The organism is Nonomuraea africana (assembly GCF_014873535.1).
GTDB lineage: Bacteria > Actinomycetota > Actinomycetes > Streptosporangiales > Streptosporangiaceae > Nonomuraea > Nonomuraea africana.
The window spans coordinates 8,000,556-8,018,015 of the sequence record NZ_JADBEF010000001.1 but is presented as its reverse complement, the minus strand read 5'-3'; the positions used below and the strand labels follow the sequence as shown (position 1 = coordinate 8,018,015).

General features: G+C 68.9%; 15 protein-coding genes and 5 pseudogenes. 7 read left to right on the top strand and 13 right to left on the bottom strand.

The annotated features are described in order from the left end of the window. Positions 1-45 precede the first annotated feature (45 nt). Positions 46-513, bottom strand: a complete 468-nt coding sequence (locus H4W81_RS49625) for a hypothetical protein (RefSeq protein ID WP_318782289.1) — start codon at positions 511-513, stop codon at positions 46-48. Continuing rightward, positions 486-2,345: an arylsulfatase gene (locus H4W81_RS38260; protein ID WP_318782288.1), complete on the bottom strand. Its 1,860-nt coding sequence runs from the start codon at positions 2,343-2,345 to the stop codon at positions 486-488. Before H4W81_RS38260 ends, H4W81_RS49625 begins: the two co-directional genes overlap by 28 nt. A gap of 228 nt (positions 2,346-2,573) precedes the next feature. On the opposite strand from H4W81_RS38260, the gene H4W81_RS38255 reads away from it, so the two are divergent. After that, a complete protein-coding gene (locus tag H4W81_RS38255) occupies positions 2,574-4,256 on the top strand; it encodes a SulP family inorganic anion transporter (RefSeq protein ID WP_192779254.1) in 1,683 nt (560 codons plus the stop codon). Between the two features lie 47 nt (positions 4,257-4,303). Here the strand turns inward: H4W81_RS38255 and H4W81_RS38250 are convergent, their stop codons facing one another. The 5 genes and pseudogenes from H4W81_RS38250 to H4W81_RS38230 all read right to left on the bottom strand — a co-directional run bounded on the left by H4W81_RS38250 (position 4,304) and on the right by H4W81_RS38230 (position 8,774). After that, entirely contained in the window at positions 4,304-4,852 is a 549-nt protein-coding gene (locus H4W81_RS38250; protein ID WP_225958993.1) for a DUF6114 domain-containing protein, read from the bottom strand. 62 nt (positions 4,853-4,914) lie between these two features. Further along, positions 4,915-5,319 (bottom strand): DUF6230 family protein, encoded by a 405-nt coding sequence (locus H4W81_RS38245; RefSeq protein WP_318782287.1) that lies wholly within the window; start codon positions 5,317-5,319, stop codon positions 4,915-4,917. Positions 5,320-5,788: 469 nt separating this feature from the next. Then, positions 5,789-5,887: pseudogene (locus tag H4W81_RS38240) on the bottom strand (peptide-methionine (S)-S-oxide reductase MsrA); the annotation flags it as partial. Positions 5,888-6,124: 237 nt separating this feature from the next. After that, a complete protein-coding gene (locus H4W81_RS38235) occupies positions 6,125-6,784 on the bottom strand; it encodes a response regulator transcription factor (protein WP_192779251.1) in 660 nt (219 codons plus the stop codon). A 1-nt stretch (position 6,785) separates the two neighbouring features. After that, positions 6,786-8,774, bottom strand: a complete 1,989-nt coding sequence (locus H4W81_RS38230; RefSeq protein WP_192779250.1) for a sensor histidine kinase — start codon at positions 8,772-8,774, stop codon at positions 6,786-6,788. Between the two features lie 153 nt (positions 8,775-8,927). Between H4W81_RS38230 and H4W81_RS38225 the strand changes: the two genes are divergently transcribed. Continuing rightward, complete coding sequence (locus H4W81_RS38225; RefSeq protein WP_192779249.1) at positions 8,928-9,593, top strand: DUF4386 family protein; 666 nt, start codon at positions 8,928-8,930, stop codon at positions 9,591-9,593. A gap of 11 nt (positions 9,594-9,604) precedes the next feature. Here the strand turns inward: H4W81_RS38225 and H4W81_RS38220 are convergent, their stop codons facing one another. Next, complete coding sequence (locus H4W81_RS38220; RefSeq protein WP_318782285.1) at positions 9,605-10,024, bottom strand: response regulator transcription factor; 420 nt, start codon at positions 10,022-10,024, stop codon at positions 9,605-9,607. A 185-nt stretch (positions 10,025-10,209) separates the two neighbouring features. Here H4W81_RS38220 and H4W81_RS38215 point away from each other — a divergent pair. Further along, a pseudogene (locus H4W81_RS38215) lies at positions 10,210-10,362 on the top strand (IS256 family transposase); the annotation flags it as partial. 132 nt (positions 10,363-10,494) lie between these two features. On the opposite strand, the gene H4W81_RS38210 reads toward H4W81_RS38215, so the two are convergent. Further along, on the bottom strand, positions 10,495-11,151 hold the full coding sequence (locus tag H4W81_RS38210) for a response regulator (RefSeq protein ID WP_192779248.1): 657 nt from the start codon (positions 11,149-11,151) through the stop codon (positions 10,495-10,497). Next, entirely contained in the window at positions 11,148-12,299 is a 1,152-nt protein-coding gene (locus H4W81_RS38205; RefSeq protein WP_192779247.1) for a sensor histidine kinase, read from the bottom strand. The genes H4W81_RS38210 and H4W81_RS38205 overlap by 4 nt, the downstream gene beginning before the upstream one ends. 227 nt (positions 12,300-12,526) lie before the next feature. Here H4W81_RS38205 and H4W81_RS38200 point away from each other — a divergent pair, with 227 nt between their 5' ends. Continuing rightward, positions 12,527-13,213, top strand: coding sequence for a hypothetical protein (locus H4W81_RS38200; protein ID WP_192779246.1), 687 nt, complete (start codon positions 12,527-12,529; stop codon positions 13,211-13,213). Between the two features lie 114 nt (positions 13,214-13,327). Here the strand turns inward: H4W81_RS38200 and H4W81_RS38195 are convergent. Next, a pseudogene (locus H4W81_RS38195) lies at positions 13,328-13,426 on the bottom strand (peptide-methionine (S)-S-oxide reductase MsrA); the annotation flags it as partial. A gap of 105 nt (positions 13,427-13,531) precedes the next feature. On the opposite strand from H4W81_RS38195, the pseudogene H4W81_RS50255 reads away from it, so the two are divergent. The 3 genes and pseudogenes from H4W81_RS50255 to H4W81_RS50245 form a co-directional block, all read left to right on the top strand. Beyond that, positions 13,532-14,224 (top strand): annotated as a pseudogene (locus H4W81_RS50255) (recombinase family protein); the annotation flags it as partial. 58 nt (positions 14,225-14,282) lie between these two features. Continuing rightward, a pseudogene (locus H4W81_RS50250) lies at positions 14,283-15,266 on the top strand (replication initiator); the annotation flags it as partial. A gap of 58 nt (positions 15,267-15,324) precedes the next feature. After that, positions 15,325-15,624: a replication initiator gene (locus H4W81_RS50245; RefSeq protein ID WP_420538762.1), complete on the top strand. Its 300-nt coding sequence runs from the start codon at positions 15,325-15,327 to the stop codon at positions 15,622-15,624. A 98-nt stretch (positions 15,625-15,722) separates the two neighbouring features. On the opposite strand, the gene H4W81_RS38180 is transcribed toward H4W81_RS50245, so the two are convergent. Then, positions 15,723-16,199 (bottom strand): hypothetical protein, encoded by a 477-nt coding sequence (locus H4W81_RS38180; protein ID WP_192779245.1) that lies wholly within the window; start codon positions 16,197-16,199, stop codon positions 15,723-15,725. A 7-nt stretch (positions 16,200-16,206) separates the two neighbouring features. Then, positions 16,207-17,448: a helix-turn-helix domain-containing protein gene (locus H4W81_RS38175; protein ID WP_318782284.1), complete on the bottom strand. Its 1,242-nt coding sequence runs from the start codon at positions 17,446-17,448 to the stop codon at positions 16,207-16,209. Positions 17,449-17,460 lie beyond the last annotated feature (12 nt).

Below are 17,460 nucleotides of genomic sequence, written 5' to 3'. Positions count from 1 at the left end.
TCCTGTCCGTCTCCCCGGTCGATCTCTCGACGCCGTCTGAGGAGGTTACTGACGCGTCATCATCCTGTGATGCCGGTGCTCAGGGCTTTCCAGATCGCTGTGGTCGTCGTCGCCGATGTCGATGCGCACGTAATGGATGGTGCCGGTGAAGGCGCTGTCGGTGCTGCTGTAGTCGTCGCTCACCGGCGAGGCCGAGTCGGCGCCGATGTCGAGCGTTTCGTCCGCTGAGAAGAGGTAGGGAATCGTCGCCTCGATGCGGCCGTCGGCGACCTTGGCGCCGTCCACTGTGAGCAGGCCGCTGCCACCCTTGCCGACTCCGCCTCCGTCGTACTCGAACTCGAGGCGGACGGTGTGGTGTCCTGGCGCCAGCACCTCGGGCGCCCGCACGTAGAAGGACTGCCTGCCGAAGTAGTTGTAGCAGTAGGTAGGGCGGCCCTGGTTCAGGTACAGCGACCAGCCGCCGAACCGGCCGCCCTGCACCACGATCACACCGTGGGCGCCGCCCTCAGGCACCTCGATCTCCTCGAGTGCGACTTGTTCTTGACGTTGGGCACGGTGTTCTCTTGCAGCTGCTTCATCCCGGCGTACAGCGTCATCGACGTACGGCCGGTCAGGAGATCGGGGCGACCGGCGATGTCGGCGTTGGCCCGCTCCACGAGGCGATCGTCCAGCGGGAACACCTGATACTTGGCGGCCTCGATGAGGAACTGTTGCTTGAGCCGGGCCAGCTTGTCTGGGTGCTGCTGGGCGAGATCGTGGGCCTGGCTCCAGTCGGTGTTGGTGTCGTAGAGCTCCCAGACGTCCTCGTCGAAGGGGCGCATCTGCTGTGCCCCGGTCTCCCAGGGGATGCGGTGGCGGGTCACCGCGGTCCACCCGAGGTGGTAGATGCCACGGTTGCCGAACATCTCGAAGTACTGGGTGGTGTGGCGGTCCTCGGCCCCGGCGTCATCGAAGCTGTAGCGCATGCTCGTGCCCTCGATGGGCCGCTGCGCGACGCCGTCGACGGAGTACGGCTCGGGCAAGCCGGTGATCTCCAGAACGGTCGGCAGGACGTCGATGACGTGGTGCCATTGGTGGCGTATCCCGCCCTTGTCCTGGATGCCGGTCGGCCAGTGCACGATCAGGCCGTTGCGGGTGCCGCCGTAGTGCGAGGCCACCTGCTTGGTCCACTGGTAGGGCGTGTCCATGGCCAGCGCCCACCCCACGGGATAGTGCGGGTAGGACTTCGTCCCGCCGAGCTCGTCCAGGCCGGCCATGACGTTCTCGATGGTGTCGATCATCCCGTTGAGCGTGAAGAGCTCGTTGGTCGTGCCGTCCAGCCCGCCCTCGGCTGAGGCGCCGTTGTCACCGAGCATGTAGAAGATGATGGTGTCGTCCAGCACCCCCATCTCCTGCAGCTGGTCCACCAGCCTGCCCACCTGGTGGTCGGTGTGGGTGGCGAAGGCCGCGTAGTTCTCCATGAGCGCGGCGCCGACCAGCCTTTGCGCGTCGGTGAGCTGATCCCAGTGCGGGACCTCCTCAGGCCACGGCGCCAGCTCCGCTTCCGGCGGGACCACGCCGAGCTCTTTTTGCCGAGCCAGCGTCCGCTCCCGCTGAGCGTCCCAGCCGTGGTCGAACTGGCCGCGGTACGGCTCGCGCCACTCAGGCGCCACGTGGTGCGGAGCGTGCGTGGCGCCGAAGGACAGGTAGGCAAGGAACGGCTTGTCGGGAGTCAGCGCCCGCTGCGAGCGCACCCAGGCGACCGTCTGATCGACGAGGTCCTCCGACAGGTGGTAGCCCTCCTCGGGCCTGCGCGGCGGCAGCACCGGCATGGTGCCGTCGATCAGGGTCGGCTCCCACTGGTTGGTCTCACCGCCCAAGAAGCCGTAGAACTTCTCGAACCCGTCACCGACCGGCCACCGGTCGAACGGTCCCGACGGGCTGGTCTCCCACGCGGGCGTCTGGTGCATCTTGCCGAACGCGGCCGTGCCGTACCCGTTGTACTTCAGGATGTGCGCCATGGTCGCGGCGCTGTTGGGGCGCATGCCGGTGTAGCCGGGAGCGGTCGTCGCCATCTCGGTGATGACGCCCATGCCGACCGAATGGTGGTTACGCCCGGTGAGCAGCGCCTGCCTGGTCGGCGAGCACAGCGCCGTGGTGTGGAAGCGGCTGTACTTCAGCCCGTGCCCGGCCAGCCGTTCGGCCGCGGGCATCCGGCAGGGGCCGCCGAAGGCGGAGGAGGCGCCGAAGCCCACGTCGTCGACGAGGATGATGAGCACGTTGGGCGCACCCCCCGGCGGACGCAGCGGCTGGGCCTTCGCGTATGCGGTGGTCTGCTCACGGACATCCTGAGCGGTGAAGCTCATCTGAGCGATGTCAGGAATGGGCAGGTGCCTACGCCAGCCGTCTGTTGCGTGACTCATCGTGTTTCCCGCCTTCCAGAGTGGGATGAAGCACTGCAAACCGCCCTCCCCTGTGGGAGCGATCCGCACGCGAACCGTGAACGAACATTGGCCAGTCGGCTCCGCACTTTTGAACCGCGCCATCCCGGCGCGTCCGGCGAGCCCAGTCCGCCCAGGTCGCATGATGATCGGATGGATACGCGTCGGACGCGGGCGGCGCACGTCATACCGCTCATCGGTCAATTGCGGGGTTATTCGGCACGCTCGGCCCGCGCCGATGTGATGGCCGCCTTCGCGATCGCGGTGACTCTGCTCCCGCAGGGACTCGCATACGGCGCTCTGGCCGGGCTGCCGCCGGCCGCCGGCCTCTATACGGCGCTGGCCGCCGCGGTGGTATTCGCCCTGCTGACCGGTACGCGGTTCGTGGCGGTGGGCCCCTCGTCCACCATGGCGCTCCTCACGTTCACTGTCGTTCAGGACCGGGCCGGCGACGACGGTGGGCGGGCGCTCGCGCTGACGGCGGCTCTGTCGTTCCTGGTAGGCGCCTGGTGCCTGCTGGGAGCCGCGCTGCCGCTGCAGGGCGCGGCCGAGTTCCTGTCGTCGCCGGTGATGCTCGGATACCTGGCCGGCGTGGGTATCCAGATCCTCGCCGGGCAGGCGGGGCCGCTGCTGGGCGTACCGACTGTCGGCGCCGAGCCACTCGTCAGCCTGTGGCACGTCCTCACCCACCTGAACCAGATCACGCCGCTGACCGCGATGACGGGCTTGGGCGCGATGGCTGCACTCCTGTTGCTCAGGCGCTACCTGCCCCGCGTTCCCGGCGGGCTGGTGGTCTGCCTGCTGGCGATCGCGATCTCGGCAGCGGTGGACCTGGCCGGTCGGGGCGTCGCCGTGGTCGGTACGGTGTCCGGAGGCCTGCCTACACCCGCTGGGCCGCGTGTGACTCTGGAGGACCTGTGGGCCCTGCTCTTGCCAGCGGCGGGCATGGCACTCATCGCCTCGATCGAGACTGTCAGCGCGGTCCGCCAGACAGTCACCGACACCCCTGACCACGTCCCACTCGACCGGGAGACCGCCGCCCTGGGGACCTCAAGCCTTGCTTCCGGTCTGCTGGGCGGCTTCCCGCCGATGGCCAGCACCAGCCGCACCCTGTCCGCCCGCAGCGTGGGCGCGCAGTCCCAAATCTTCCAGCTCGCCACGGCGGGCATCGTCATGTTCGTCCTCATCTCCGGCGGGCCGCTGATCGCGCTGCTCCCGATGACGGTGCTGGCCGCCGTCGTCATGGTGGGCGCACCCAAACTCATCGACGTCACCGGCTTTCTGAATCTGTGGCGCGGATGGCGCGCGGAGAGCGTGATCGCCCTCGCCGCGGTCGTCGGCGTGCTGGCTCTCGGGGTGCTGCGCGGCCTGCTCGTCGCCGTGCTCCTGTCGGCGAGCCAACTCCTCCGCCGCGCCGCACGCCCCCACGACGCCCTACTCGCCGTCTACGACGACAACGAGCCCCCTCGCGAGATCACCGACGGCTCATCGCCCCACCCCGACATCCTCATCTACCGCGTCGATGCGCCGTTGTTCTTCGCCAACGCCCGGCGGATCCGGCAGAGGGTGCTCTCCCTGGTGACAGCGCCCGAGCCGCGTCCGCGCGGCGTGATCCTGGACGCGCAGGCGGTGTTCTATCTTGACGCCACGGCCGCCGAGGCCCTGGCCCGGCTCACGGCCGACCTGCAAGGACTCGGCTGCCGGTTCGTGCTGACCCGTGTCCCCGAGCCCGTCCTGGCCGTGCTGCGAGCCAACCCCTACCACGACGGCGTCACCCGGCAGCTCCCCGTCTTCCCCGACGTACGCGAGGCCTTCACCGCCCTGCGAAAGCAGTGAAGGCGGCACCACAGCAGGTGCTCAACGGCGTATACGAGCCCCGGATCTCAGCCCGACCTGCGCGACGCCGCGGCCGAATCCACACCCGCGTGATCCACGCCAGTGGGATCGGCGCCGGAATCCCGGCCCGCCTGCGCCATCCGCCGGCGAGGCGACAGAAGGCCGCCAGGTGCCACCCGGCACATCGCCTGCGCACGCGAGAAGAACACGAGGGCGGAGGCGAGCACCACGCGAACGTCGATGGAGCCCAGGCGGATCACTGGCCGGTCGACAGGAGTCCAGGCGACGGCCAGCGCGCCGCCCACCAAGCCCAGACTCATGCCGACCAGGAAGCCACCCAGGTTGGAGTAGATGAAGGACGCCAGCGACAACAGCATGGCCACGACACCCAGGAAAACCCGCTGCCCGGGCTGTAGCCAGAGCAGCACGCCCAGGATCATCATCACGAGCGCGATCAGGTAGACGGCCCCCACCGAGCCGGACATGACCACCACCGGCAGCGCATTCATCGTGAACGGGATGCTGAGCAGCTCCATCCCCGCCAGCAAGACCAACAGGCCGCCCCAGAACGGGCGCGACTGCCGCCACGACCTCATTGTCCTCCTCCACAGGTCCCGCCCTCAGCCCCGCGCCATCGCCATCGCACGACCGGGCCGCGCTAGAAGCACTCATGCACGCCCGGAATCACCTTCATCGTGAGGTCGGGGAGGCTGAAGGTCGCGGCGGTCACGGCCCACGCCTGCAGCCTGACATCACGCAGGGTGATCGTCCTGCCCTGCCCGCCGAATGTGCCGACCGGACCCCTCAGCCCTGGTACGGCGTCCAGGGTGCCGGCGTCACGCCCCAGCTGGATGCCGGTCAGCGTAGCGGCGGTCCGCGCCACCGCCACGTCGACCACCATGTTCTCGACGGTCACCTCATTGCCGCCGAGGCCACCTGTGAGCCTCACCGTGACGGACCCCAGGGGCGACCTGATGAGAACGCTCTGGCACAGGCCAGTCGCCACAGCCCGCCGGATGCCGGTCTTCACGACGGGGATCACCTGGCCTTTCGCGTTCCGCACGACGCCGCCGGCCAGGTCGACCTCACGGGCGCGCGGGCGGTGCGTGCCCGGACCGGCCGGAGAGCCGCAGCCCGGGCACGCAGAACGACCAGCGCGCCCGGCGGGCCGCGCAGCGGGCCGCCTTTGACCCTGTAGAGAAGACTGTCGCCGCTGTCACTGCCCGACGCTCTTCCAGCGTTGCTCGGCCCAGGATCAGGTCTGTGATGCGCACTGATCGGGCCACGAAAGCTCGTGCCTCTCGACCACAAACGCGCCTGAGTACCCACCGGAGATCACGCGCGCATGAACTCAAGAGACCACGTTGCTCCTCCATGAGAACGCCGCACTGAGAGCCGACATACGAGGTCACAATGCCCGCCATGTAGGCATCCGCGAGCACGAACTCCGGGAAGACGTCCCCCATGCCCGGAAACGGCTGACCGAGGTGCTCGGCCCAGAGGACCGAGACCTCGTCTAAGACGACCTTGTTTCACTCGCCAGCAGGCGCGATGCCTACCGGGCAAGCGACGCCGGTGCCGCCGATCCCGCAGTATCCGCCAGGGTTCTTCCACAAGTACTGCTGGTGGTAGAAGTTCTTTGCCTGCGGTAGTTCCTGACGGCGACACCGGGCCACTTCACGAGCAGTCTCAGATCGGGACCACCTGCACGGTCTTCCCACACAGCCTGCTCATGGACCTCGCGGGGCCCAGCTCGGGGAGACCGGCCCGAAGTCACCGCTTGTAGCCTCGCAGGCAGAGGCATGGTGAGTAAGATCGGCTTTTCGAGCGGTGACTTGATCAAGGCGAGCGCGTTGCATGCGGGGCACTCAGCGCCCGCCGGGCAGTCCAGAGCCCAGTCCGGCATCGCGGGCTCGTGCCACCGCGGCGGCGCGGTCGTTGACGCCGAGCTTGCCATACACGGCGCTGACGTAGTTACGGACCGTCTTGTCGGAGACGTAGAGCCGGGAGGCGATGGCGGCGTTGGACAGTCCGCGCGCCATCAGGTCGAGGATCTCCACCTCGCGCTCGGTAAGCTCGGGCAGGACCGGGTTGGCGACGGTCCGCCGGGGCTCGGAGCCGACGAGCCCGGCGAGTGCCCGGGCGGCGTTCGGGCCGAAGTAGGCACCGCCCTCCATGCACGTCTCCAGCGCCCGAAGGATCTCGGCCCGGCCCGCCCCCTTGAGGAGGTAGCCACGAGCGCCTGCTCGTACGGCCGCCGCCAGCGAGTCGTCGGACTCCAGCATCGTCAGGACCACGATCGCGATATCCGGCCGCTCGCTCAGCAAGCGCCCGGTGGCCTCGACGCCGTTCATGACCGGCATATGCAGATCCATCAGGACGATGTCGGGAGCGCGCCTGACGGCCAGTTCGACGGCGGCCGCCCCGTCGCCCGCCTCACCCACGACCGTGACGCCGGGCTGGCCGGAGAGCGCCGCGACCAGTCCCTCCCGGTACATGGGGTGGTCATCCACGATCAGAACGCGCATCTCACACCTCGGCTCTCGGCAGCCGCACGCGGATCTCGGTGCCCCCGCCGGCTGGGACAAGGATCTCGCATTTCCCGTCAAGCTGGGCGGCGGCCTCGGCCATCGACTCCAGGCCCACGCCCACTCGCCGCCCGTGGTCAGAGCTCCCCATGCCCACGCCGTCGTCGCGCACAGAGAAGCAGAGCGCGTCCGGCGTCAGCTCCACATCTATGTCGCAGCCGCCGGCGCGCGCGTGCCGGGCGGTGTTGGCTAGCGCCTCGCCCACGATGCGCAGGGCAGCTGCCTCGGTGGCGGCCGGAAGCGGCGGCAGTCCCTGCTCGGGCAGGCGCAACCGGATCTCCAGCCCGGGACGGTGGAACCTCGCCGCCTGCGCGCGCAGCGCCTCGGCCAAGCCCAGATCATCCAAGGCGGACGGGCCGAGGCCATCCACGATGCGACGGACATCGCCGACGGCGCCGGCCACCCATGTGGCGCACCGGTCGGCAAGCGCACGCGCCCCGTCCGGATCGGTCGCCACCGTGTCACGCACGGTCTCCAGTTGCAGGTGTACGGCCGACAGGCTCGGCCCGAGATGATCGTGCAGATCCCGGCGCAGTCGGCGGCGTTCCTCAGCGCGCGCGGCGACCAGCGCCCGCCTCGACCGATCCAGATCCGCCGCGAGCCGGGCGGCGTGCGCTGCCGCACCTGCCTGCCGGGCCAGGACGTGCAGCAGCCGAGCCTCGGCGGGACGGAACTCTCCGGCGCGCGGCCGGGTCAGCAGCATCTCCCCCACCGTCTCCCCGGCGTGCACCAATGACACCCGCACCGGGTCCACGCCGAGATCGTCTCCGTGACGAGACTCCGGCCCGTCCAGCACCAGCACCCACACGGCCGCAACCTGGAGGATCCTGGCGACGTCCCCGGCCAGCCGCTCGAGCGCCTCGGCGGGAGCCGCCGCCGTCTCCAGGGTCGCGCCCAACCGCCCCAGCGCGTCGTACGGATCCGCCGCCTCGCCGTACAGCAGCCGCCGTACCCCCCTCTGCAGAAACCTGTGTACGGGAGCCACGCTGATCGCCACCACCGCTGCGGCGACGAGGGGAGCCCCGACGCTGCGGCCGAGGAGATCTCCGAGCAGCGCGACGACCACCGCGTAGCAGAGCGCGATCTCGGCTGACATGAGCGCCCAAACCAGTCCGCGGCGCAGCACCTTCTCCATGTTCCACATCCGGTACCGCTGGATCGCCAGCAATACAGAGATCGGCAATGGCACGGCCGAGGCTGCCAGCAGGACCCCAGAGCCGCGTGCCTCGACCGTCTGGGCGGCGACCAGCAGGAGCAGGGTGCTCGCCATACCGGCGGCCACCCAGGCCAACTGGCCGCGCTCGTCGCCGTCGGCTCGGAGCAGGCGTACGCCGAGGGACGCGAGCCCGCCCAGCGCCGCGACCGCGACCATGACCAGGCAGACCTGGAGCAGCGCCTCGGCCCCCGCGACGCCCAGCGGGTTGACCAGCCCACTGTCGGCCAGCGCCCGATCGTCGCTGTGCTCCCACGGCAACAACGCCCACGCGACTGTTCCGGCCACCACGGAGGCGCACCCGACGTACATCAACGGGCGGAACACCCCCGTCGGCCGCTCGCCCGATGGCAGCCAGTAGGGGACGACAGCCGCCACGATCACGTAGGCGGGCAGCCAACTGCACACCGACAGCCAGAGCATGACCAGCCGGCTGGGCCAGCCCTGTCCGCTCGCGACGGCGGCGTACTCCCCGGTGAAGACGCTCGTCGCGGCGCTCGCGCTCACCGCGACGAACAGCCAGCCCAGAATCGTCCGGCCGCGCCGGATGAGGAACGCGCCGGGCGCGCCGTACACCATGGCCGTGATCGAGATCCACAACCAGTAGTCGTCGGCGAAGCCTGCCGATGACCGCAGCCGCAGCGCGAACCCGGCCAGGGTCGCTGCGGCGGCGGCCCCCGCGACCAACTCCCCCATCATCACCAGACGCGAACGCATATGGAGAATTGTCCGCTATGCGATGTCCCAACCACACGGGACATATCGTCCCTATTCGAGGAGGAGACAGCCGCCTCAGGCGGCCCGGGACAGGACTGCGTCAGTGTTCTCGGCATACGGCAAAAGGCCGCGATTTACCGAGGAGTACCAACCATGAGCACGTCCCCCACCCCCCGTAGGCCGTTCCTGCTCGCCGCGGCGATCGCCGTGGGTCCTCTCGCCGGCGCGGTCTGGCATCTGGTCGAAAACGTCGGCCTTCCCAGGATCGACGCGGCGGTCTACCTCGCCCAGGTGGCCGCCAACCGGGACACCTACGCCCTCAGCACCGTCCTCTACATGATCTTCGTTGCCTGCTTCATCCCCATCGGCCTGGCCGTGATGCGGGTGCTGCACGGCCGGGCACCGCTGGCCGGGACGATCTCCGGCCTACTGTTCGCCCTGGCCGGTGCGCTCGGCCTAGTCGTGTCGGGCATGCGGCCGGTCGTCCTGGGCCTGGCCCCCGAAGGCGGAGTCGCCGCCGAGGCCATCGCTGCCTACCAGCGATACCAGGCCTCTCCCTGGTTCGATTGGGTCATGCTGCCCATGCTGGCCTCGGTCGTGATCGGTCTGGTCGTGCTGGCCGCTGCAATCCTCCGCACCGGCGTCCTTCCACGCTGGTCGGCCGTGCTCCTGGTGGTCGGTTTCATCCTGTCCAGCGGTGAGTTCCCCCTGGCCGTCACCATCGTGGGCGGGCTGGTGCAGCTGGCAGGCTTCATACCCCTGGCCGGTCGGCTCGTCGCCATCGCCGAGCCCGAGGCGGAGCCCGCCGCCCTCGTCTGATGTCCGCCCACTCAGTTCTCACCGGGACGGACGAGTCCGCTCTCGCAGGCGAAGGTGATGGCCTGCGAGCGGTCACGCAACCCGAGCTTGTCCAGGGCTCGGCCAAGGTGCGTCTTCACTGTGGTCTCCCCGAGGTACAGCCGGCCCGCGATCTCGGAGTTCGACAGTCCCCGGCCCACAAGGGCGAGGACCTCGGACTCCCGGCCAGTGAGCTTGTCGAGCGCCGGGTCCCGGGGTAGGGGCTGCGGCGCTCGTGCGTACCTGCCGATCACCCGCGGCACCACCGCCGGATCGAGCAGACCGCGTCCGGCGGCCACCTCACGCAGAGCCTCCAGCAACTGCTCGGGCGGCGAGACCTTGAGCAGGGAACCCGCGACTCCGGCGCGCAGCGCCCCGTGCACGATGGCCTCTTCGTCGAACGTGGTCAGCACCAGCACCTTGACCTCGGGATGCGCCTCGGCGATCGCGCGGGCGTTGGCCAGGGCATGACGGCCAATCGAGCGGATCCCCGGAAAATGAGGAGTTGCCTCGTGATCAGTGAGCCCTTGCGCACCCCGGCCGTCTCATTAACGTGAGGCACCGCAGGCAGGGGGCACGCCATGCCTCATGATCAGCCAGATCGATCGGCGCCGTGCTGGCCGAGCAGACCGACGAGTGGGTCGAAGCCCGCCGCTACATGAGCCTGGACATCCTCACCAAAGCCCGGATCCACGTGATCCCCGGCGACACACCCGCACAGAACCCACTCACGCAGACACTTACCGCTTAACCTGCAGAAACAGGATCACGCGAAGATCGATTCATACACCACGTCCGTGGACGTGACCGTCCTTAAGTCGATCCTGCCGGACGGTGACCCGCGGCTTGAGGGAATCGGCGAACAAGTCCGCCTCGTGACCGCTCAGTCCTCGCCGGGACGGATGAGTCCGCTCCTGTATGCGAAGGCGATGGCTTGCGAGCGGTCGCGGAGCCCGAGCTTGTCCAACGCCCGGCCCAGGTGCGTCTTCACCGTGGTTTCTCCAAGGTACAGCCGAGCTGCGATCTCGGAGTTCGACAGCCCCCGGCCGACAAGGGCGAGCACCTCGGCCTCCCGGCCGGTGAGCCGGTCGAGCGCCGAGTCTCGGGGCAGCGGCTCCGGTGCTCGTACGTACCCGCCGATTACCCGCGGAACCACCGCCGGGTCGAGCAGACCGCGCCCGGCGGCCACCTCACGCAGCGCCTCCAGCAACTGCTCCGGAGGTGACACCTTGAGCAGGAAGCCGGCGACACCGGCGCGCAGCGCCCCGTCCACGATGGCCTCTTCGTCGAACGTGGTGAGCACCAGCACCTTGATCTCGGGATGCGCCTCGGCGATAGCGCGGGCGGCGGCGATGCCGTCGAGTCCCGGCATGCGGGCGTCCATGAGCACCACATCGGGCCTGCGCGCGGCGGCCACCCGCACCGCCTCGTTGCCGTCGGCCGCCTCCCCAACGACGTCCATGTCCGGCTCGTCGGAGATCAGCATGCGCAGGCCGGCCCGCACGATCGCCTCGTCGTCGGCCAGCAGCACCCGGATCATCGCATCCCCTCTCCAAGTGGAAACCGCGCGTACACCTCGAAGCCGCCCTCGGCACACGGGCCGGCACGCAACTCCCCGCCGAACATGCCCACACGTTCACGCATCCCTACCAGGCCGTGCCCACCGTCCGGCCCCGGCCCCGGTGCGGCGGCGCCCCGCCCGTCGTCCAGCACCCGGACGCTGACGCTGTCCGGCTCGTACGCCACGGTCACCGTCGCGACCGCCGCCACCGCGTGGCGCAAGACGTTCGTCAACGCCTCCTGGACGATCCGGTACGCGGACATGTCAACGCCCAACGGCAGCAAGGTTGGCGTACCGGACACCGTGGACGTTACCTGGAGCCCGGCCGAACGCACCTCCATCACCAGGTCGTCGACCCTCCGCAGAGACGGCGGCGGAGCCAGCCCGTCAGCGTCGTCGGGACGCAGGAGGCCGACCACACGGCGCAACTCCGTGACAGAACGCCGGCCAAGCTGCTCCACCTGCACCAGCGCGTCGCGCTCGACCGGCCGGTCGGCCAGCCGGCGGCGCACCACCCCGGCCTGCATGGTCATCACGCTGACCGTGTGCGCCACCGCGTCGTGCAGCTCACGGGAGATGCGGGCGCGCTCTTCCGCCACCGCCGCCCGCGCCCGCGCCTCCCGCTCCGCGGCCAGTTCGGCAGCGAGCGCGGCCAGCTGACGAGAGCGCGACTGCTCCCGCCGCAGCAGTGCGCCGAGGCTCCAGGCGGCGCTTACCAATGTGCCGAAGAACACGAACTCCCAAAGGCCTTCACCACCCCAGACGAGCGCGACCGCCGGAACCACGGCGGCGCACACCGACGCGGCGAGGGAACGACGTGGTTCCGCCCGGTAGGCCGCATGCGCCACGAGCACCAGTTCGGCGATGAGCTGAGCTCCGCCCACGCCTTTCGCGCCGATCAGCATCGCGTACGGGAACGACAGCATCGCAACGGACATCGCGGTGATCGGATAACGGGCGGCGAGCGGAAAGCACAGCGACAGCACCAGTCTCAGGCCGACGACGGCGGCCCGGCCGTCGTCGCCGCGCGGGTCGCCGTACGCCTCGGCCAACGCGAGGACACCGAACAACGCACCCCCGACGGCGCCCGCGAGCAACCGTCTCCGGCGGTTCCATGGTGCGCCCACGGCCGCTCCTCTCATCGTCGGGGCACCGACGGTAGCGAGCGGGACCGAAACGCGGATCAGACCCGGGGAGGACGGCATACGACCGCGGGTCATCTCCGGAGAGGACCCTGCAGCTGGATGAGTGACTCGGAATCGCACTTCGGACGGCCCGCTACGCCGATCCGGCGGACCGGAACGCGCCCATAGCGTTACGGCAGCTCAACCGAGATATCTGAAAGGAACACCCGATGGACGCCACAGCCACCGCCTCCACTCCCCTGCGCCGACTCGCCGGCGGCGCGCTCGTACTCGCCCCCGCTCTGATGTTCGGCGGCATGCTCACCTCGCCGCCGCAGGCGGACGACTCGTCCGAACGCTACCTGGCGTCACTGGCCGCCGACTACGGGGTGTCACTGCTGTCCGCGAACCTGCTCCACTACGCCTGGGTGCTCATCGCGCTCGGCGTTCCGGCGACCTTGACGCTCCTCCGTGGCCGACGGGGCCGGGGCCTCACGGCGGCCGGAGTGGCATTGTCCACCTTCGGCGCTATCCAAATGTCCGGCATGCTGCTGTCCGACTGGTTCACCGGCGCCATGCCGAACACGGTGCCGCTCGCCGACGCGGCGAAGGTGTTCGACACCGTCACCGCCGATCCGTCGCTCGCGCTGTGGCGGCTCACCGGAATCCTGTGCGGTGTCGCCATGCTCCCGCTGCTCATGGCCGGGCTCGCCCGCGCCGGAGTGGTCGGCTGGTGGACGGTGCCGGTGATCCTGCTGCCGTTCGTGGCGGCGGCGATGCTGCCCGCGTACGTGGGTGCCGCGGTCGCCCTGGCCTGCTATGCGCCACTGGTGCTCGTCGGCGTCCGGTTGCTGCGCCGCTCGGCCGCCGACGTGGTCCGCGCCGAGGCGCTGGCCGCGTCGACCCCGACCGCTTGATCGAAGCGAGAACGCCGGCGCCCTCAGCGGCGCCGGGCTTGCTCGAGCACCGCTGATGATGCGGTCCCATGTGCTCCGCCCATAGCGCAGAGACCTCGGCGAAGACGGTCCCGATCACTCGCCGGCAGGCGCCACGCCCACCGGGCAGGACACTCCGGTGCCACCGATGCCACAGTAGCCGTTCGGGTTCTTCCACAAATATTGCTGGTGGTAGAACTTGACTCTCCGCAACAATTCATGTGAGGAGAGTTACATCCCAATGTCCCGGTCGTCTCCTACGCTCGCATTTCCGCCGACATAAGGCGGGATGAGCATGGGGTGCAGGACCAGCACCGCCTCAACCGGGAGACGGCGGAACGGCAGGGGTGGACGGTCGTCCACGAGTACACGGACAACGACAAGTCAGCAGCGAAGGCCGACGTCGTACGCGACGACTTCGAGGCCATGCTACGAGTTCTACGGGCCGGCGAACTGCCCAACGGTACGGCAGTCCAAGGCGTCGTGATCGTCGCCGAAGACCGCCTCGCCCGGCGGCCCGGTGACTACGAGCGCTTCGTTGAAGCGATCACGTACCAGGACGGCCGCGTGTTCGCCGACGCTCGCGGCCCGAAGGATCTGTACAGCGAGGACACCGAGAGCATGGGCCTCTTCGGTGCGGTGATCTCCAAGATGGAGGTCCGCAAGATGCAGCGCCGCATGCGCCGCTCGCATCGGACGCGCGCCGAGCAAGGACTCCCCGTCGGCGGTACGCGCCCGTTCGGATGGAAGCCCGACCGCCTCTCCCTCGACCCCAATGAGGCACCTCTCGTACGACAGGCGGTGCTGGACCTCATCGCAGGCCGCTCGCTGCACTCCATCACCAACCAGTGGCGCCGAGAGGGAGCGAAGACCTCGCTGGGCAATGAGTGGACCTCCGCTTCGCTCAAGATCACCGTTCAGAATCCCCGCATCTGCGGTTGGCGGGAGATCAACGGCGAACTCGTCCGGGACGCAGCGGGCAACCCCGTCGTCGGGCAGTGGGAACCGATCGTGACACCCGAACAGTGGATGGCGGTCAAGAACATCTTCGATGCCCGCAGAGGCCACCACATCCACCGGGACGGGCGTATCGGCCACATCCTCACACCGGACTTCCGCGAGCCGAATTACCTGCTCACCGGCTTCCTCCGCTGTGGCCGTGCCCAGCCTGACGGCTCCCTATGCAACACCTCACTACGCGTCACCCACAGCAAGGACTGCGTCCAGCACATCTACATCTGTCCCGGCAAGACCGCTGGTGGCTGCGGCGGTCTCGGACGGCGCGGCGACATGGTCGATCTCTTCATATCGGAAGCAGTACTCGCCAAGCTGGAACAGGTCCAACTCGCCGCGTCCGCCGCTCCAGCCGAGTGGCCGGGCCAGGCGGAGTACGAGGGCGCGAAGACCCGCCTGGAGGAGCTACGTGTGCAGTGGACGGCGGGCAACATCACGAACGAGCTGTTCTTCTCAACAGCACCGGAGCTTGAGAAGCGCATCGCCCGCCTCCGCACCGAGGCTCAAGGCTTCACCGCTGCCGCTCAGCGCCGCCAAGCCCGCTCCGAACGCAGGCATGCTCTGGCGGGAGTTCACCAAGACCGTGCCGAGCGTCCTGGCCCGCCTGCTCGGCATCACCCGAATGGAGCTACGCCGGACAGTCCGCCTCTCATACGCCAAGGTCGCCGAGTATCAAGCTCGCGGCCTGGTCCACTTCCATGCCGTCGTCAGGCTCGACGGACCGGACGGACCAGCCGACCGCCCTCCGGACCACATCACGATCGACCTGCTCGACCGGGCCATACGCCAGACCGCCGGTCAGGTCGCGGTCCGAATAAAGGACGGACCGCCCTCGCCCGTCCGGTGGGGCGATCAGCTCGACGTACGACCGGTCTACGTCTCGGCCGAACTGGGCGAACTGAGCGATCAGCGAGTCGCCGCGTACGTGGCCAAGTACGCGACCAAGGGAGCCGAGTCCGCAGGCACCGTAGACCGTCCGATTCGGCATGCCGGACAGATCGCCGGTCTGGAGGTCACCGAGCACACCCGCCGCATGATCTACACCTGTTTCAGCCTCGCCGAGCTCCAGCCCTACAACCCTGCTCCTGCGACAGTGGGCGCATATGCTCGGCTACCGGGGACACTTCTCCACCAAGTCCCGCCACTACTCGATCAGACTCGGGGACATACGACAGGCCCGCGCCGACTTCCGCGCCGAGCAAGCCCGGCTGATCACGGGCACTCCGCCTCCCGATCCGGAGAAAACCGTGACGGTGGGCGAATGGCACTATGCCGGAAACGGCCACCGCCACGGAGAGGCTTTCTGGGCCGAGGTAGCTCGCCCACGGATCGCCACCGCTCGCAGGATTGCACGACAGCAAGCAAGCGAGAACCGATAGGGCCCGTGTCTCTAGACCTAGAGAGATCACCTCTAGGTCTAGAGGCTCACCTAGAGGCCTATCAGCCGCCTGACCAGGTACCTAGCGCCGAGAGGCTCCTAATCTCGCCGGGCCCCATCGGGCCAGATCACCCGGACGGGCACCTCCCGCCGCCGCGCCTCGGCCACCACGTCCGCAGTCCCGCCATAACCTCGGGCGGGCTGCCCGTCCCAGACGGCGAACAACACATCGACGTCGTCCAGCATCCGCGCGCTGGCCGCCATGTGCGATTCCGCGGTGGACTCCACAAAGTCCAGCCGGTGAGTCCGGACCGTCCGGCCCAGTAACTCGTCATACGCAGCATGGCACTCGCCCGGCAGCCCGTCCCGATACTCCTTGGCCGGGATCACGGCCTCCAGCACGCCACCGAAATCGAGTACCGCACGAGCGAAGATCTGATCGGCCCCATCCGCCAGACAGGACAACCCGGTGATACCCGAGCCGTACTCCGCAAGCGCCTTACGTACCGCCCCGTCGATCAGTACGGCGGTCTCCTCCGGCAAGCCCCGATGGCCGGACACAGCGATGCGAACCATGATCCCCCTAGATCGAAATGGCGTGAAGACGTTCGTCGAACGAGCGCAGAGCGCTGGACGACGGCCCGGCATACGACCGGCGGAAGTTCTTGACCCGGTGCAGGACACGCTCAGAGCCATACGTCGTCGCCACAGTGAGTGCATTGGACGCCAGATACAGCGCCTCCTCGTAGCGCCCCGACATCGCCTCAGCCGTCGCCACCTCCGTCATGAGCACACCTCGCTGTTTGGCACCGGGTTGGGCCGACGAAAGCGACTCGTTGAAGGCGGCAACGGCCTCGACCGGCCGCTTGAGCCGTACCATCACCAGGGCCCGATAACCCGCCAGCTTCGCATGATCGAAGGGGAACACCCACGGCCAGGGCGGCGCGACGGCCCGCTGACCAGCTCGTATCGCCGCCTCAGCCGCACTCAACGCCTGAAGCGCTGCCGCCTCGTCCCGCGCGGTCGCATGGCCGAGCGCTTCGAGACTCGACAGCCACGCGCGAGCGATGGCCGGTGGCCGCTCACCGATCTCCCGCCGCGCCCGCGCCAAGAGATTCAGTCCGATCAGCGGATCGTCGGCGTCGATCTCGAACGCGGCCAGACTGCCGATCATGTAGGCGGCCAGCAGCGCATGGTTGGCCTGTCGTGCACTGTCGACGGCGCGACGGTAGTAGAGGCGCGCCGAACCGGTGTCCTGCATGTCGGCATGCACCCAGGCCGCGAAGCCCGCCGCCTCGCTCAGACCGGCCCGGATCTCTTCGGCGTGCGCAGATCGCGACGCGCGGCCGAGAACGCGGCTCGCGAGATCGACCTGCGCCACAGCCGACCTGGCGAGTTCGCGTGCAGGCGTGACCGCCTCCAACCGACGCTGAGCGCCGGTGATGCTGGTCAGCGTGGCGGCCGTCGTCTCGTCCACATCGGGACGCTTGGGCAGGGCCACGCCCGCCAGCGCGGTCAACGCCAGCGCCTTGCCGAAATCTCTGCGCTTCGTCGGATCGTCATCTCCTCGGGCTCCGAATCGGAGCAAGTGAAGCGGCACCCCGATCTGGATGGATGTCTCCCGAACCTGGTCCACAGTGAGCGGCTGACGACCACGCAACACCTTGGACACCCAACTCTGGGAGTAGCCAACCGCCTCAGCGAGCTGGCCCTGCGTCCAACCGTGCGCCCGCCGCACCTCTTCGAGGATGGTTGGTAGATCGCACTCGGCGAGAGCGGCAGCCACGACTGGCCCGGACCAGAACTGCGGCGGTATCTGGGTCACAACGCTAGGTTA

Coding starts and splice junctions, on each gene's coding strand:
- H4W81_RS38260 (WP_318782288.1), bottom strand. CDS start 2,345: ATGAGCTTCACCGCTCAGGATGTCCGTGAGCAGACCACCGCATACGCG.
- H4W81_RS38255 (WP_192779254.1), top strand. CDS start 2,574: ATGGATACGCGTCGGACGCGGGCGGCGCACGTCATACCGCTCATCGGT.
- H4W81_RS38250 (WP_225958993.1), bottom strand. CDS start 4,852: ATGAGGTCGTGGCGGCAGTCGCGCCCGTTCTGGGGCGGCCTGTTGGTC.
- H4W81_RS38235 (WP_192779251.1), bottom strand. CDS start 6,784: ATGCGCGTTCTGATCGTGGATGACCACCCCATGTACCGGGAGGGACTG.
- H4W81_RS38230 (WP_192779250.1), bottom strand. CDS start 8,774: ATGCGTTCGCGTCTGGTGATGATGGGGGAGTTGGTCGCGGGGGCCGCC.
- H4W81_RS38225 (WP_192779249.1), top strand. CDS start 8,928: ATGAGCACGTCCCCCACCCCCCGTAGGCCGTTCCTGCTCGCCGCGGCG.
- H4W81_RS38210 (WP_192779248.1), bottom strand. CDS start 11,151: ATGATCCGGGTGCTGCTGGCCGACGACGAGGCGATCGTGCGGGCCGGC.
- H4W81_RS38200 (WP_192779246.1), top strand. CDS start 12,527: ATGGACGCCACAGCCACCGCCTCCACTCCCCTGCGCCGACTCGCCGGC.
- H4W81_RS38180 (WP_192779245.1), bottom strand. CDS start 16,199: ATGGTTCGCATCGCTGTGTCCGGCCATCGGGGCTTGCCGGAGGAGACC.